The sequence below is a fragment of the Segatella sp. genome, from assembly GCF_977051555.1.
Genome location: NZ_CDRSSE010000014.1, coordinates 22,417 through 38,831, shown reverse-complemented (window position 1 = coordinate 38,831; position 16,415 = coordinate 22,417). Strand labels below are relative to the sequence as shown.

Annotated in this window: 8 protein-coding genes; 7 read left to right on the top strand and 1 reads right to left on the bottom strand. The window is 49.7% G+C overall.

From position 1 onward, the window contains the following. Positions 1-314: 314 nt before the first annotated feature. Both ACWJAO_RS05315 and ACWJAO_RS05310 read left to right on the top strand, forming a co-directional pair. A complete protein-coding gene (locus tag ACWJAO_RS05315; RefSeq protein WP_449139506.1) occupies positions 315-2,918 on the top strand; it encodes a DUF5686 family protein in 2,604 nt (867 codons plus the stop codon). 88 nt (positions 2,919-3,006) lie between these two features. After that, positions 3,007-3,645: a helix-turn-helix transcriptional regulator gene (locus ACWJAO_RS05310; protein WP_006847727.1), complete on the top strand. Its 639-nt coding sequence runs from the start codon at positions 3,007-3,009 to the stop codon at positions 3,643-3,645. Between the two features lie 586 nt (positions 3,646-4,231). Here the strand turns inward: ACWJAO_RS05310 and ACWJAO_RS05305 are convergent. Beyond that, entirely contained in the window at positions 4,232-5,383 is a 1,152-nt protein-coding gene (locus ACWJAO_RS05305; protein ID WP_449139505.1) for an N-acetyltransferase, read from the bottom strand. A 173-nt stretch (positions 5,384-5,556) separates the two neighbouring features. On the opposite strand from ACWJAO_RS05305, the gene ACWJAO_RS05300 reads away from it, so the two are divergent. From ACWJAO_RS05300 to ACWJAO_RS05280, 5 genes are all read left to right on the top strand, one after another. Beyond that, on the top strand, positions 5,557-6,924 hold the full coding sequence (locus ACWJAO_RS05300) for an MATE family efflux transporter (RefSeq protein WP_449139504.1): 1,368 nt from the start codon (positions 5,557-5,559) through the stop codon (positions 6,922-6,924). 49 nt (positions 6,925-6,973) lie between these two features. Continuing rightward, positions 6,974-11,329, top strand: a complete 4,356-nt coding sequence (locus ACWJAO_RS05295; protein WP_449139503.1) for an acyl-CoA dehydratase activase-related protein — start codon at positions 6,974-6,976, stop codon at positions 11,327-11,329. A 162-nt stretch (positions 11,330-11,491) separates the two neighbouring features. Beyond that, positions 11,492-12,433 carry a serine O-acetyltransferase gene (locus tag ACWJAO_RS05290; protein ID WP_449139502.1) on the top strand — a complete coding sequence of 314 codons (942 nt, stop codon included), beginning with the start codon at positions 11,492-11,494 and terminating at the stop codon, positions 12,431-12,433. Beyond that, a complete protein-coding gene (locus ACWJAO_RS05285; protein ID WP_449139501.1) occupies positions 12,417-14,000 on the top strand; it encodes a THUMP domain-containing protein in 1,584 nt (527 codons plus the stop codon). The genes ACWJAO_RS05290 and ACWJAO_RS05285 overlap by 17 nt, the downstream gene beginning before the upstream one ends. 117 nt (positions 14,001-14,117) lie before the next feature. Next, positions 14,118-16,361: a DPP IV N-terminal domain-containing protein gene (locus ACWJAO_RS05280; RefSeq protein ID WP_449139526.1), complete on the top strand. Its 2,244-nt coding sequence runs from the start codon at positions 14,118-14,120 to the stop codon at positions 16,359-16,361. The last annotated feature ends 54 nt before the right edge of the window (positions 16,362-16,415 follow it).

Below are 16,415 nucleotides of genomic sequence, written 5' to 3'. Positions count from 1 at the left end.
TCAGTGTGCAAAATTACGCTAAAAAATTAAATTAACCAAATAGTTTTCTTAATTTTTCGGAATTTCATCATATATTGACAGATAATAAGGTGAAATAGAGCAATATGAAGGGGTTTTATACCACTCAGCCTTTCACCACGAAGAGCAGGAACAGGCTGCAGAGAGAACTGCATGAAAGCCTTTTTCTGAAAATCTCATAAAAAACTGAAATAATGAATAGATTTTTGCGTCTATTTACGAATAATGTTATAACTTTGCACCCTGAATAGATTAAATCATGGGCAGAGAGCCCCTATATATAATAAGGTATAAAAATGAAAGGTATTAAAAAGTTGTATTTTACGGTCATACTTCTGATGATTTCTACGCTTCAGATGATGGCCCAGCAGAAGATAACAGGCCGTGTCATCGATGACGACGGTTTTGCCGTTCCGTATGCAAGCGTGCAATACAAAGGGCATAAAATTGCGGTTTCCAGCAACGGAGAAGGTAAGTTTACCATCGATAAGAAACCGGGACTCATGCTCACCGTCAGCGCACTGAGCTACAAGAGCGCCACGGTAAAGGTAGACGAGAAGACCAACTTCCTGGAAATCAAACTGAAAGACGACACCCACAAACTTACCGAAGTGGTGGTAAAATCGAAAAAAGGCCGCTACAAGCGCAAGGATAATCCTGCCGTAGAACTGATGCGCCGCGTGATTGCTGCCAAGAAAAAGAGCGATTTAAGCAACCACGACTATGTGCAATATGATAAGTATCAGAAGATTACGCTCGCGCTCAACGACCTGAAGAAAGAACAGCTCGAAAGCAAGTTCTTCCAGCGCCGCCAGTATCTCCTCGACCAGGTAGAAACCTCTCCGTACAACGGAAAGCTCACCCTGCCTGTCAGCATCGACGAGACGGTTTCACAGCATATTTACCGCAAAGATCCGAAGACCGAAAAGGACATCATCAAGGGTCAGCAGAGCAATGGAATCGGACAGGTAATCCAGACCGGAGAGATTCTCAACACCGCCCTGAAAGAGGTGTTCACCGATGTGGACATCTACGATGATTACGTGCGCCTGCTGCAGTATCCCTTCCCGTCTCCTATCGGCAGAACTGCCATCAGCTTCTACCATTATTACATCGAAGATACGGTGTATGTGGAAAGAGACCTGTGCTACCATCTGCAGTTTATCCCAGCCAACAGTCAGGACTTCGGATTCCGAGGCGAGCTCTATGTGCTTGCCGACAGCAGCCTGCACGTGAAGAAATGTAACCTCTACATGCCTCACAACAGCGATGTAAACTGGGTTACTGACATGAAGATTGAACAGGAGTACACCAAGCTCGACAACGGCGAGTGGGTGCTCTCTAAAGACGATATGATAGCCGAACTGCACGTCAACAAGCTCCTTCAGGACCTGCTAGTGGTGCGAAACACGCGAATCACCGATTATGCCTTCGATGCCTTGCCGAAGCAGCTCTTCAAGGGCAAGGCGAAAATCAGGCACGATATGGATGCGATGAACCGCGATGAGGCTTACTGGAACAAATACCGACAGGTGGACCTCACGAAGAGTGAATCATCGATGGACAGTTTTATCCACCGCATGGAGAACTCCAAGGGATTCAAATACATCATCTTCGGTGTGAGAGCCCTGATGGAGAACTATGTGGAAGTGGCTCATACCAAGGGCAAGAAGGTAACGGTGAAAGACAGTCTGGGTGTTGAAAGAGACAGCATCATCAACGACCGCCGCAGCCTCTTCGACCTCGGACCTATCAACACGTTCCTCTCCAACAACTACGTAGACGGTGTGCGCCTGCGTCTGGCGGGCCGAACGATGGCAGCCCTCAACCCACACTTCTTCTGGGATGGTTACGGCGCCTATGGTCTGAAGAGCAACAAGTGGTATTACGGCCATGTGCTCACCTATTCGTTCAACAAGAAGAAGAACAGTCCGTTCGAGTTCCCGATGCGCAAGCTTACCTTCGAACTGGGGCATGATATTACATCTCCATCCGATGATAACCTGCTGCACAACAAGGACAACTTCTTCATGACCCTCCGTGCCACTACGCAGGACCAGATGTATCAGTATCACCGCCAGAAGGTGACCTTCACCTACGAAACCGACTGGGGTTTCCGCTTCGACACCAGCCTCCGCTGGCAGAGCAACCGCACCGTGGGCAATCTCCACTACTTCAGGGTGAGCAACGGCGAGGAAATACGCAAGATACGCACCACAGAGGCAAGTGTAGGCTTAGATTACAACCCGGGTGTCACCTATGTCAACACCAAGCAGCAGCGTCTGCCTATCAACCTCGACAGTCCTGAGATTTCGCTTCGCCACACCATGGGCTTAGACGGATTCATGGGCGGCCAGTATCAGAGCAACCTCACCACGCTGGGCATTTACAAGCGCCAGTGGCTGGGAAGCTTCGGTTATATGGATTTCAACATCGTGGGCAAGGCGCAGTGGAGCAAAGTGCCTTTCACCATGCTCATCCAGCCACCGGTCAACCTCTCTCTCTTCGAGCAGGAGGCAACCATCAGCATGATGAAGGACTGGGAGTTCCTGAGCGACCGCCAGCTGTTCTGGTCAGTAGCCTGGGATATGAACGGCAAGCTGCTCAACCGCATTCCGCTCATCAAGAAGCTGAAGTGGCGTGAATATGTAGCCATCAAGGGTGTTTGGGGCGATTTGACCAGCAAGAACGACCCAAGCAAGAACCTCAATGATGAGAAGCTCTTCAAGTTCCCTACCAACTCCTATACCTTTGGCAAGACGCCATACTGGGAGTTTGTAGCCGGCGTGCACAACATCTTCAAGTTCTTCGGAATCGATTATGTGCGCCGCCTCAACTATTATGACCATGCAAACATCTCAAAATGGGGCATCCGTATGGGCTTCCTCATGTCATTCTAATAAGAAAAAAAGATGCCTTGATGCAGTATTTTTACTGCATCAAGGCATCTGCGTACATATATAAACAACATATAAGAGAGTAAACACAATGAAGATTCTATTAGCAGACAAACAGGACATCACAAGAGCCGGATTGAGCTATGTGATCAGTAAGATAGAGGGTTTGGAAACCCGGACCATCGAAGACAAGGCAGACCTGATGCTTGCCTTAAAGGAGAATGAGGATACGGTTGTAATACTCGACTACACCCTTTTCGACATCAATGATGCTGCCGAGTTACTTATTTTAAACCAGCGTTTCCCTTATACGCGCTGGCTACTGTTCAGTGAGGATTTGAGTGCCGATTTTGTCAAGATTCTCATCGCCAGCAGTACGCAGTTCAGCGTATTACTGAAGGAGTGTTCGCTAATGGAAATCAAGGAGGCGATACGTTTCTGCGTGGCAAGCAACCGTTTTGTCTGCCAGCGCATGATGGAGGTACTTCTGGCTCCGAAACAGGAGGAGCAGGAGAAAATCAACCTCACCAAGACCGAGACAGAGATTCTGAAGGACATTGCGCTGGGAATGACAACGAAAGAAATAGCCGAGAAGCGTTTTTCCAGCTTCCATACGGTCAATACCCACCGCAAGAACATATTCCGCAAGCTGGGCGTAAACAACGTTCACGAGGCTACGAAATATGCGCTGAGAGCCGGTTTGGTAGATTCGGCAGAATACTATATTTAACTATCAACTTTTCATTGGGGGGTTAACAGGGTTAACAGTTAACAGCTGTTTTTTGCATGGTCCCCCTCGCGCACCTTATTATATAATAATATATATATACTTATTTTTATATAAGTGTGTGGATGGAAGTATGCATTTTTGGGGTGTTAACTGTTAACCTGTTAACCCCCATCTTAATTTTCTCTTTCCAGAGCGCATCTTTTTTTCTTGGCAAGCGTCTTATATTAAGACGGAGAAGTGCCTTATATTAAGACAGATAAGAGGCTTAAATGATGACCAGCGGGAGGCTTCAATGATGCCTCACGAGGGGGCAATTAATGCGTCGCGACGGAAGAATTGGTGCGTCGCGACGGAAATAATATTGCGTCGCGACGCAAAAAATAATGCATCGCGATGGAAAAAAACAGCCATTTTACAGCCATTTTTCATCCTATCGCGATGCATTCTTCATTTTCTCAACCGGAAAACTATGAGTTGCTAACCGGAAAGCTATGAGTTGAGAACCACAAAACTATGAGTTAGTTTTTTTAACTTTTTAGCCCATTTTCTATCTTTTTTACGCCTAAACGGCTCAAAACAGAGACTTTTAAATCTTCTTCTTATAGCAGCGATGACGGCGATGCTGCTCGCTCTCCAGATACTGCCACTGGCTCTGAACACCGGTATTGGTCTCCATCTGCGGCATTGCCTCAGCCCATTTAAAGCCATAACGGCGATACTGCTTTATCAGATCGGCAAAAATAAGCGCGTTGGCTCCCTTCTTGCGATATTCCGGAAGAACACCTATCAAGAGCAAATCTACCGTATCCGTCTTGTGCCACTTCAGAACCTTCAGCACCTTCAGCCAACCCGTAGGGAAAAGCTTGCCATCGCCTATCTCGCGCAGCGCATCGGTAAACGAAGGGAAGGAAACACCGAAGGCTACCAGCTTGTTGCCAGCGTTGCCATCTACCACACCCGTTACCAGGTTCAAGTCAGCCTTCTTGATATAAGTATTTACATATTCATCTATCTGCTTCTCCGTAAGCTGCTGGAAATCATAGAGATTCTTGTAAGTCTCGTTCACGATTTCGAACACCTTCCTGCCCATTCCTCCCGAGGTCAGTTCCCGGCGGGTGAACTTATGAACATGCAGATTATATCGGCTCTCTATCATCTGGGCAGTCTTGGCAAACTTAGCCGGCGTCACTTCCGGAATCCTGATGCGGTACTCCAGCCAGTCGTTATCCTTCTCATAGAGCGGATAACTCTCCAGATGCGTCTTGTAATAAGGATAATTGTAATTGATATACATCGTAGACTTCCGGTCGAAGCCCTCGATGAGCAAGCCCTCACGGTCCATATCCGTAAATCCGAGCGGACCTACGCATTCGTTCATTCCCTTGCTCTTGCCCCAGTTTTCTACCGCGCGCAACAAGGCACAGGAAACCGCTACATTATCCACGAAATCGAACCAGCCGAAGCGAACCTGCTTCTTGTTCCACTCTTCGTTGGCACGATGGTTGATAATGCCAGCAATTCTACCTACGATACGAGCCTCGCTGTCAACCGCCAGGAAGTATTGAGCCTCGCAGAATTCGAAGGCAGGATTCTTCTTTGGGTCCAGCGTATTCATCTCGTCGAAACGCAAAAAAGGAATGGCAAACTTATGGTCTCTGTAGAGATCATAATGAAACTGAATGAAGGTTTTCAGCCCTTTTTTAGTCGTTATCGGTATGATTCTTATCTCATCATTCATTAGTATATTGTTTTATGTATATATATTCAATTGCGGTGCAAAAATACAATAAATTTATGAATAATGCAACTCTTTTCTTATAAATTTATAAAAGTTGGTTCATAATTGTCCAACTTTGTGGATATTTATGTACCTTTGCAGGTTGAAATGCCCCAAAAGAGCATCATAAAGTTATGAAGAAAGAGAAAAGAGACAACTATACGTTCCTCACACATGCCCCTGTGCATCATGTGATTTTTACGATGGTCATACCAACGATTATCAGTATGCTGTCGACGAGCATGTACAATCTCGCCGACACCTATTTCGTGGGCAGCATCAACACGCAGAGTGTGGCAGCGGTAGGCGTTTCCTTTGCAGCAATGGCTGTGATTCAGGCGATTGGTTTCTTCTTCGGTCACGGAGCGGGCAATTATGTTTCGCGACAGTTGGGCGCCAAGCATACGGAAGAGGCACAGAAGATGGCAGCCACGGGCTTTGTGCTGAGTTTTCTTACCGGTCTCCTCATCGCCATCCTGGGCCATCTTTTCCTCACACCGCTCTGCCTTCTGATGGGTTCTACGCCCACCATTCTTCCTTACACCGAGCGTTATCTGGGCATAATCCTGCTGGGTGCTCCCTTTATGACCACCTCGCTCACGCTGAATAATCTGATGCGATTCCAGGGTAATACGATGTATGCGATGAAGGGCATCATGTCGGGTGTGCTGCTCAATCTGATTCTGGCTCCACTGTTCATCCTCTACTTCCAGCTGGGCATTACGGGAGCCGCCGTAGCCACGCTCATCAGCCAGTGTTTCGGCTGCGCCATGCTCTTCTGGATGACGCATAAAGGCGAGAACATCCGCATCCATCTGCGCAATTTCACCCCTACCCGCGCCTTTGCCAAGGAGATTATCTTCGGCGGAACCCCTTCGCTGTCGAGACAGGGTCTGGGAAGTATCGCTACGCTGATGCTCAATGTGGCGGCAGGTGCTTTTGGCGATGCAGCCATTGCGGGCATGAGCATCGTTACCCGCATCTCCTTCTTCACCTATGCGATGGTCATCGGTCTGGGACAGGGATTCCAGCCGCTCTGCGGATTCTGCTACGGCGCCAAGCTTTACGACCGCGTAAAGGAAGCCTTCTTTTTCTGCATCAGATGCGGCACGGTTTTCCTCGCCGTCTGTGCCATCCTCGGCTTCATCTTCTCAACTTCCATCATCAGCATCTTCCGCGATGATGCGGCGGTTGTAGCCGTAGGTTCGGTGGCTTTGCGATGGCAGGTGCTCAGTTTTCCGCTCGTAGCCACCATCGTGCTCACCAATATGTTGATGCAGACCATCCGTAAACCGGTGAGAGCCAATATCGTAGCGGCGGCACGAAGCGGGCTGTTCTTCATTCCGCTCATCTTCATCCTCCCCTATTTCTTCGGACTGCTGGGCGTGGAGATGTGTCAGATGTGGGCAGATTTCTGCTCGTTTGCCGTAGCGGTTCCGATAGCCTGGAGCGCTTTCAGGGATATGAGAAGAGAGCAGATGGAACTTGGGAAAAGCCACTAGAAGACAAGAAGATACTAGAAGATAAGAGAAAATACTTGAGATAAGAGAAATGGATAAGACGTATTACATAGGATTGGACGTTGGCTCTACGACAGCCAAAATAGCCGTTATCGACAGCGATAACCGGGTAATTTACTCAAAATACGAACGCCACAACGCTCGTGTCAACGAACTTGTGTCGCAATATTTCGATGAGATTTTAGCCCTTACCGGCGATGCAGAGGCAAGAATCTGCGTAACGGGAAGCGTAGGAATGGCTACTGCCGAACAGCTCCAGGCGGAGTTTGTACAGGAGGTGGTGGCTGCATCGGTCTATGCCCGTACGGCTCATCCTGAGGCGAAGGCGCTCATCGATATCGGCGGCGAGGATGCGAAGGTTATCTTCTTCAAGGAAAACGGAAATATGGAACTGCGCATGAACGGCAACTGTGCCGGCGGAACGGGCGCTTTCATCGACCAGATGAGTGTGCTGATGGGCGTAGAGAACCAGAAGATGAGCGAGTTGGCGATGAAGGCAGAACACGTTTATCCGATGGCTGCCCGCTGCGGCGTATTTGCCAAGACCGACATCCAGAACCTGATGGCGCGCAATCTGCCCGAAGCAGATATTGCAGCCAGCATCTTCCATTCCATCGCCGTACAGACGGTGGTTACGCTTTCTCACGGCATCAGTTTCGAGGCTCCTATTCTGCTCTGCGGCGGTCCGCTGACCTTTCTTCCGGCTCTCCGCAAGGCTTTCTGCGATTATCTCCATCTCTCTCCAAACGATTTCATCGTATCAGGAAACAGCAATCTCATTCCGGCTCTGGGCTGTGCTTACCGGGCTAAATCGGCAGATTCTGCAGCCTCAGTATCTGTTCTCAGAAGTCGGATGAAAAAAGAAATACAAACGGAATGGACCAGCAGTCTGCTGCCCCTGTTCAAAAACGAGAAAGAGCACCAGGAATGGCTCAAATCAAAAACGAAATTCGCTACCGAAACCAAACCGCTGAATAAAGGAAAACAGCAGGTTGTGATTGGTATTGACTCGGGCTCTACTACGACGAAGATTGTTGCGGTAAGGGTGAATGCGGAGACGCCTACGGGAGATATTGTCTTTACCAATTACCGCCTGAATCTGGGAAATCCGATCAAGGCGGTAGCGGATGGACTGAACGCCCTGAAGCAGGAGGCAGCATTGCGAGGCGCTGAACTGGAAATCGTTGGCTCCTGCTCTACAGGCTACGGCGAAGAACTCATCAAAGCGGCTTTCGCTCTCGACAACGGCATTATCGAAACAATGGCGCACGAAAGAGCGGCGGCTTCACTCATGCCTGATGTCAGTTTTATCCTCGACATCGGCGGACAGGACATGAAGGCTATCTTCGTTGAGAAAGGGGCTGTGGTGCGCATGGAACTGAACGAGGCGTGCAGTTCTGGTTGCGGAACATTCATCCAGACCTTTGCCAACAATATGGGGTATTCTGTAGGCGATTTTGCCCAACTCGCCTGCCAGTCGAAGGCTCCCTGTGACCTCGGAACCCGCTGCACCGTCTTCATGAACTCGAAGGTGAAACAGGTGCTCAGAGAGGGTGCTTCTGTAGCCGATATTTCTGCCGGAATCTCTTATTCGGTCATCAAGAACTGTCTTTATAAGGTACTGAAACTCCATGGTAATGAGAACCTTGGAGGCAAAATCGTTGTACAGGGAGGTACGATGAGAAACGATGCGGTAGTAAGAGCTTTTGAGTTGCTCACCCATACCGAAGTAGCACGAAGCAACATGCCTGAACTGATGGGCGCCTACGGCTGCGCCCTTCATGCGGCGGCTGATTACAATCATCGCACATCTGCAGAAGACGAGCACCCTGTCTCATCTAGAACCATCGATGATCTGCAGAATCTGGCTCATTACGAAACCAAGCAACTGCAATGCAAAGGCTGCGAAAACCATTGTTATGTTTCCCGCTACACCTTTGCCGGCGGCAACAGGTTCTACTCCGGAAATAAGTGTGAGCGTGTGTTCAACAACAAGGGAGCAAACGGGATAAAAGGCAAAAATATTTACGAATACAAATACCGTTTACTGTTTGATAGAGAGACAGTTAACCCACCTGCTACCGCGTTTCGCGGTAGATGGGTAGGCATTCCTCGCATCCTCAACATGTATGAGGAATATCCGTTCTGGAATGCGCTGCTCCGGGCAGCCGGATTTGGCGTGATTCTCTCTTCCGATTCCACTTTCAGCCAGTATGAAGGAGCCTTGAATACGGTGATGAGCGACAATATCTGCTTCCCGGCAAAACTGGCTCACAGTCATCTGAAGGAACTCAACGAGAACCCGAAGGTTGACCGCATCCTCATGCCATACGTGGTTTATGAACATAATGACGACCCGAAGAATACGCTGAACAGCTTCAACTGTCCGGTCGTTTCGGGCTACAGCGATGTCATCAAGTCGGTCATCAACCTGAAGAAACCAATCGATACGCCTGTCATCAACTTTGCCCAACCTAAGGCGCTGGAAAAACAGATTACCGATTATCTCAAGCAACTGGGAGTAAGCAAGAAGACTGCCCACAAAGCGCTGAGAGAGGCTCTCTATGCCCAGGCAGTATATGCTGCAGAAATCAAGAAACAGGGCTGGGAGATTCTGAAGCAGAAGAAGGGACTTACGATTCTCCTGGCTGGCCGTCCTTATCATACCGACCCGCTGATTCAGCACAAACTGAGCGAGATGATTGCCAACCTGGGAGTCAACGTCATCAACGAAGATATCGCCAGAGGCTCATCAGACAATAACGAAGCATACAACTGCCAGCCAGAGACTTATCTCGTTAAACAATGGGCGTATATGAACCGCATTCTGAAGGCTGCGCAATGGGCTGCCGAACAGGGCGATGAGGTTCATTTCGTACAGATGACCAGTTTCGGCTGCGGCCCTGACAGTTTTATCCAGGACGAGATTCGCGACATCATGAAGCGCCACAACAAGCCATTCACGCTCTTGAAGATAGATGACGTGAGCAATATCGGCTCCCTGAAACTCCGTGTCCGCTCGCTGATAGAAAGCCTGAAGGGAGTGAAGAATTCAACACTCAACATTCAACATTCAACACTCAACACTCAACATTCAACACTCAACATTCAACATTTACACCAGACCAAGGTGTTCACCAAGCAGGACGTTCATCGCAAGATTCTCGCACCTTTCATGACCGAATACCTCACCCCTATCATTCCGCCTATCCTGAAACTGATAGGCTATGATGTAGAGGTGCTTCCGATGAGCGATGAGGTAAGTGCCGAACTCGGTCTGAAGTTTGCCAACAACGAAGTCTGCTATCCGGCAACCCTTATCGTCGGCGACATCATTAAAGCCTTGAAATCAGGCAGATACGACCTAAACAATACGGCGGTAGTGATGAGTCAGACGGGCGGCCAGTGTCGCGCGACCAACTACGCCGGTCTCATCAAGCGAGCGATGATTTCGAACGGATTTCAGGACATTCCGCTGCTTACGCTCGGTGTAACAGCCTCAACAGGCGAAGCATCAGGCTCAACAGACGACAAGCAAGACTACAACGAGCAGGACGGCTTCAATGTGCCTTGGCTGAAATACAGTCAGATTATCGTTACCGCCATTTTCTACGGCGACGCGATCAACGAGATGTATAACGCCTGTATCGTAAGAGAGCGTAAACCGGGCATTGCCAGAGAGTTGCGCGATAAATACATGCAGCTGATAGACGGCCCTATCGCCCGCAATTCAGCCAAGGAACTCATCCAGCTCCTGGAACAGGCAGCCGAAGAATTCGACCAGATGACCCTCGACAGAACATTGCCGAAGGTAGGAATCGTAGGCGAAATCTTCCTGAAGTTCAATCCTTTCGCCCATCAGTTCCTGGAGCAGAACATCATTTCGCGTGGCATTGAGGTGGTTCCGCCTCTGCTCGCCCCCTTCTTCCTGCAGGAATTTGTGAATGTAGAGATACAGAAACACATGCGGCTGAGTTGCACCAAAGTGCCCGATTTCATCATCAAGGGCGCTTACCAGGCGCTGGTTGGCAGAAGATTGCGCCAGGTAAACAAGGCAGCCGGCAAGTTCCGCTACTTCCGTCCGTTCACCAATATCTATGATGATGCGAAGGACGTAAAGGGACTGGTTTCGCTCGCAGCCCAGTTTGGCGAAGGCTGGCTTCTGCCTGCCGACATCGTAGGTTACATCCGCGACGGCGTGAACAACATCATCTCGCTCCAGCCTTTCGGCTGCATCGCTAACCACGTGATTTCCAAAGGCATCGAGAAACGTCTCCACGACCGGTTCCCAATGCTCAACCTCGTATCGCTCGACTTCGATTCCGGAGTTTCAGAGGTAAATGTCACCAACCGACTGCTCCTCTTCCTGGACAGTATCGCAAAATAAGACAAGCCAGCCCCATGTACGGCAAAACACCGTACATGGGTCTCTCCGTCTTTCATCCCTCAAAGAATCACTAAAAAAAATACAAAAAACCGTGGCTATTTCTTTGTCATTCAAGAAAATAATCGTATCTTTGCACTCAAATTTTATTGAGACATTAAGAAAATGAGTAAAGATACATTAACTCATCAGCTGACAGAGACCATCGAGGAGCTTTCGAGCGCCGAATCATTGAGAGGTCTCTTCCATCAGCATCGAGACGGGAATCCACTTCCTTCGGGCAAGGCGCTCGAAGAAATCATCAGTTTGTCCCGTTCTATCCTCTTTCCGGGATATTTCGGCAATTCTTCTGTAAATATCTCAACCATCAAATATCATATTGGAGTAAGAGTAGAAAAGCTCTATGAGATGCTGTCAGAGCAGATCCTCGCCGGTCTCTGCTTCGCCAACGACTGCGAAACGGAAACCCAGGCAGAACTGCAGCATCAGCGTGCCAAGGCAGGCGTGATTGCAGCCAAGGCAATCATGGAGTTTCCAAGACTGCGCAAGATTCTGGCTACCGATGTAGAGGCTGCCTACGAGGGCGACCCGGCTGCCATGAGCCACGGAGAAATCATCTCCTGTTACCCGGTTATCAAGGCGATTACCAACTACCGCATCGCTCACGTACTGCACGAACTGGGAGTGCCGCTCATTCCACGTATGATGACTGAGCTAGCCCATTCTGAAACCGGTATTGATATTAACCCGGAGGCTACCATCGGCAAGCACTTCACCATCGACCACGGTACGGGTGTGGTGATTGGAGCTACCTGCATCATCGGCGACAATGTGAAGCTCTACCAGGGTGTAACCCTCGGAGCCAAGAGTTTCCCACTCGATAAGGACGGCAACCCTATCAAGGGAATTCCTCGCCACCCTATCCTCGAAGATGATGTCATCGTCTACGCCAATGCCACCATCCTCGGCCGCATCACCATCGGAGAAGGCTGCGTAGTGGGAGCCAACGTATGGGTTACCAAGGATATGAAACCGAAAACAAAGAAATATAAAAAAGAAAAACAAAGTTTATTAGATATAGAATTCAATAATGGAACAGGAATTTGAACTCATTGCCAAGACCTTCATGGGCCTCGAGCCTGTCTTGGCTGAAGAGCTCACCCAGTTGGGTGCCAATAATGTACAGATCGGTCGCCGCATGGTGTCTTTCACAGGCGACAAGGAAATGATGTATCGTGCTAACTTCCAGTTGCACACAGCCATCCGTATCTTAAAGCCTATCAAGCACTTCAAGGCTAGAAGCGCTGAAGAGGTGTATGATCAGATCCAGAAGATCAAGTGGGATGACATCTTAGACGTGAAGAAGACTTTCTCTGTTGACTCAGTAGTCTACTCAGAGGAGTTCCGCAACTCACGCTTCGTAACCTACAAGGTAAAGGATGCGATTGTTGACTGGTTCCGCGAGCAGCAGGGTACACGTCCAAATATCAGCGTATCTAACCCGGATATCCGCCTCAACATCCACATTGCAGAAGACAATGCCACATTGAGTCTCGATTCGAGTGGTGAGAGTCTGCACCGCCGTGGCTACCGCCAGGAGCAGGTAGAGGCTCCGCTGAACGAGGTTCTCGCTGCAGGTATGATTCTGATGACTGGCTGGAAGGGCGAATGCGATTTCATCGACCCGATGTGTGGTTCAGGTACGATCGCCATCGAGGCTGCCCTCATCGCCCGCAACATCTCTCCAGGTGTATTCCGCAAGGAGTTTGCCTTCGAGAAGTGGAACGATTTCGATCAGGATCTCTTCGACACGATTTATAACGACGATTCTCAGGAGCGCGTTTTCGAGCACCATATCTATGGTTACGATGTTGACATGAAGGCTGTAAACACAGCTAATCTCAACGTACGTGCTGCCGGTCTTACCAAGGACATCACCATCTCACAGGCTGATTTCAAGGACTTCACCCAGCCAGCCGAGAAGAGCATCATCGTGATGAACCCTCCATACGGCGAGCGCATCTCTACCCCTAACCTTCTGAACACCTACAAGATGATAGGTGAGCGTTTCAAGAAGGCTTTTGCCGGCAACGAGGCTTGGGTATTGAGCTACCGCGAGGAGTGCTTCGAGCAGATTGGTCTGAAACCATCTATCAAGATTCCTGTATTCAACGGAAGCTTGGAGTGCGAATTCCGCAAGTATGTGATGTTCGACGGCAAGATGAAGGACTTCCGTTCTGAAGGCGGTATTGTGAAGACAGAGCGCGAGAAGAGCGAGATGGCTCAGAAGCACCGTTTCAAGAAGGAGCGTGAATTCAAGAAGCGTGTAAGCGAGGAGACTGAAAACGAGGAGGACGATATCCGTTCTTTCAAGTTCCATACTCACCGTCTGGAAGACTTCGAGAAGAAGCGTGCTGAGTTCCACAAGGGCGGCCGTTCACGTATCGGTGGCGGTGGCAGACGCAACGATGATGACGATGACAAGCGTGGCAGCCGCAGTTTCAAGGGCGACCGCAAGGGAGGCAGAGACTTCGGTGGCAAGCGCGACGGAAAGCGTTTCGAAAAAGGCGACAAGCGCGGTGGCTTCAAGGGCGACAAGCGTGGTGGCCGTGATTTCGGAGGCAAGCGCGGAGGCAAGAAGAACTTCAGCGTTGACTTCGACGACGAGGATTAAAGACATATCGACCCATGCGTCGTGTTTCACGACGTATGGGGGTTACCCCGATAAAGAAAGAATAGAATGAATCTGAAGAATTCAATTTATAAATTATCTTTTGCTGCTATGATTATGATGGCTATGAATGCAACCGACTTACAGGCTCAGGGCGTGGTTCCTGCCCAGAAAGGCGAGAAAACCTTTACGCTGGAAGACCTGAACTTCGGCGGCAACAACTATCGTAACATGGTGGCTAAGAACCGCTGGTGCACCTGGTGGGGCAATGAGCTCGTTCGCCAGGATGTGGACGCCTGCTATCTCGTCAACAAGGCGACTGGCAAGGAGACCAAACTCTTCAGCATCAACGACATCAACCAGTGGATTGCTCCTACCAAGGACATCAAGGTAAGAGCCCTCTACAATGCTCTCTTCCCTTTTGCAGGCAAGAGCATCGTGATGGTAAGCAACGGCAGCAAGACTTATACCGTAGACTTCAAGAAGCATAAGCTGGTGAGCGAGATGGATTTTGCTGACGGCGACAACCTCCTGGAGGCTAACGCCCAGCAGAACGCCTTCGCCTATCTGAAGGGCAGCAACCTCTATGTGCGTACCTTCGATGTAACCGGCAACGCCCTGACAAGAGAGAAGAAATCGCACGATTTCCAGATCTCAAACGACGGAAGCCGCGAAATCGTTTATGGACAGAGTGTTCACCGCGATGAGTTCGGTATCAGCAAGGGAACCTTCTGGAGTCCGAACGGCGAACTGCTCGCCTTCTACCGCATGGACCAGAGTATGGTAACCGACTATCCGCAGGTCGACATCCCGGAAATCGGTTTCAATCATCCTGAAACACAGAGTTGCATCGCTACACCTGCACCAGACAAGTATCCGATGGCAGGCGAGACTTCACACAAGGTAACCGTAGGCGTGTTCGACTGCATGACCGGCAAGACCATCTATCTGAAGGCTGGCGATCCAACCGACTGCTACTTCACCAACATCGCATGGAGTCCGGACAGCAAGACCATCTATATGTTCGAACTGAACCGCGACCAGAACGATTGCCGTCTGACTGCCTACAGCGCAGAAACCGGCGAGAAGACAGGCGAACTCTATCGCGAGACCGATGAGAAATATGTAGAACCTTGCCACCCAATCCAGTTCCTGCCTTGGGACAGCAACAGCTTCATCATGCAGACCCGCAAGGATGGTTACAACCATCTCTACATCTGCACCCTGGGCAAGCACGGCAGCCGTATGGCAAGCAACACAGAATCGCTTGAAATCAAGCAGTTGACTTCCGGTAAATGGGAAGTGATGGAAGTGCTCGGCTTCAACAGCAAGCGCAAGAGTATCATCATCGCATCCAACGAGAAATCGCCTATCCAGAGAAACATCTTTGCCGTAGATACAAAGACCGGCAAACGTACGCTGGTAGATGATTGCGGCAAGGGATGGCACAGCGCCACTTTGAGCGAGAACGGACAGTATGTCTTCGACAACTACTCTACTCCTACCGTGCCTCGCAAGATAGCCCTCGTGAACACCGAGAACGGCAAGCGCACCGCTTACTTCACTGCCGAGAACCCTTGGAAAGGCTACAATGTGCCAGAGTACAGCTGCGGTTCCATCAAGGCTGCCGATGGCGAAACAGACCTCTACTGGAGAATGGTGAAGCCGGTAAACTTCGACCCTAACAAGAAGTATCCTACCATCATATATGTATATGGTGGACCTCATGCCCACAACGTAGACGCCCGCTGGAACTACTCTAGCCGTGGCTGGGAAACCTACATGGCAGAAAAGGGCTATCTGCTCTTCATCCTCGACAACCGTGGAAGCGAGAACCGTGGCAAGGCTTTCGAGCAGGCTACCTTCCGCCAGTTGGGTCAGGTGGAGATGAAGGACCAGATGAAGGGTGTGGAATATCTGAAGACTCTGCCTTATGTGGATGCCGACAAGATTGGCGTACATGGCTGGAGCTTCGGCGGATTCATGACCATCTCGCTGATGACCAACTATCCTGATGTGTTCAAGGTAGGCGTAGCAGGCGGTCCGGTAATCGACTGGCACTGGTACGAGGTGATGTATGGCGAGCGCTATATGGACACTCCACAGACCAACCCAGAGGGTTACAAGAAGACCTCCCTGCTCTATCAGGCAAAGAACCTGAAGGGCAAGCTGCAGATTATCCAGGGCCTGAACGATGTGACTGTAGTGCCACAGCACTGCCTCACCTTCCTCAAGGCTTGTATCGCAGCAGGCACCCAGCCAGACTTCTTCGTCTATCCTGGCGAGCCTCACAACATGAGAGGTCATCAGAGCACTCATCTGCATGAGCGCATCAGCAACTATTTCTTCGATTATCTCAAGTAAATATCTAGGAGTAAACATCCACCCGAAAAGGGGAGTTTACTCCTACATCAATAA

Coding starts and splice junctions, on each gene's coding strand:
- ACWJAO_RS05310 (WP_006847727.1), top strand. CDS start 3,007: ATGAAGATTCTATTAGCAGACAAACAGGACATCACAAGAGCCGGATTG.
- ACWJAO_RS05280 (WP_449139526.1), top strand. CDS start 14,118: ATGGCTATGAATGCAACCGACTTACAGGCTCAGGGCGTGGTTCCTGCC.
- ACWJAO_RS05295 (WP_449139503.1), top strand. CDS start 6,974: ATGGATAAGACGTATTACATAGGATTGGACGTTGGCTCTACGACAGCC.
- ACWJAO_RS05315 (WP_449139506.1), top strand. CDS start 315: ATGAAAGGTATTAAAAAGTTGTATTTTACGGTCATACTTCTGATGATT.
- ACWJAO_RS05305 (WP_449139505.1), bottom strand. CDS start 5,383: ATGAATGATGAGATAAGAATCATACCGATAACGACTAAAAAAGGGCTG.
- ACWJAO_RS05300 (WP_449139504.1), top strand. CDS start 5,557: ATGAAGAAAGAGAAAAGAGACAACTATACGTTCCTCACACATGCCCCT.
- ACWJAO_RS05290 (WP_449139502.1), top strand. CDS start 11,492: ATGAGTAAAGATACATTAACTCATCAGCTGACAGAGACCATCGAGGAG.
- ACWJAO_RS05285 (WP_449139501.1), top strand. CDS start 12,417: ATGGAACAGGAATTTGAACTCATTGCCAAGACCTTCATGGGCCTCGAG.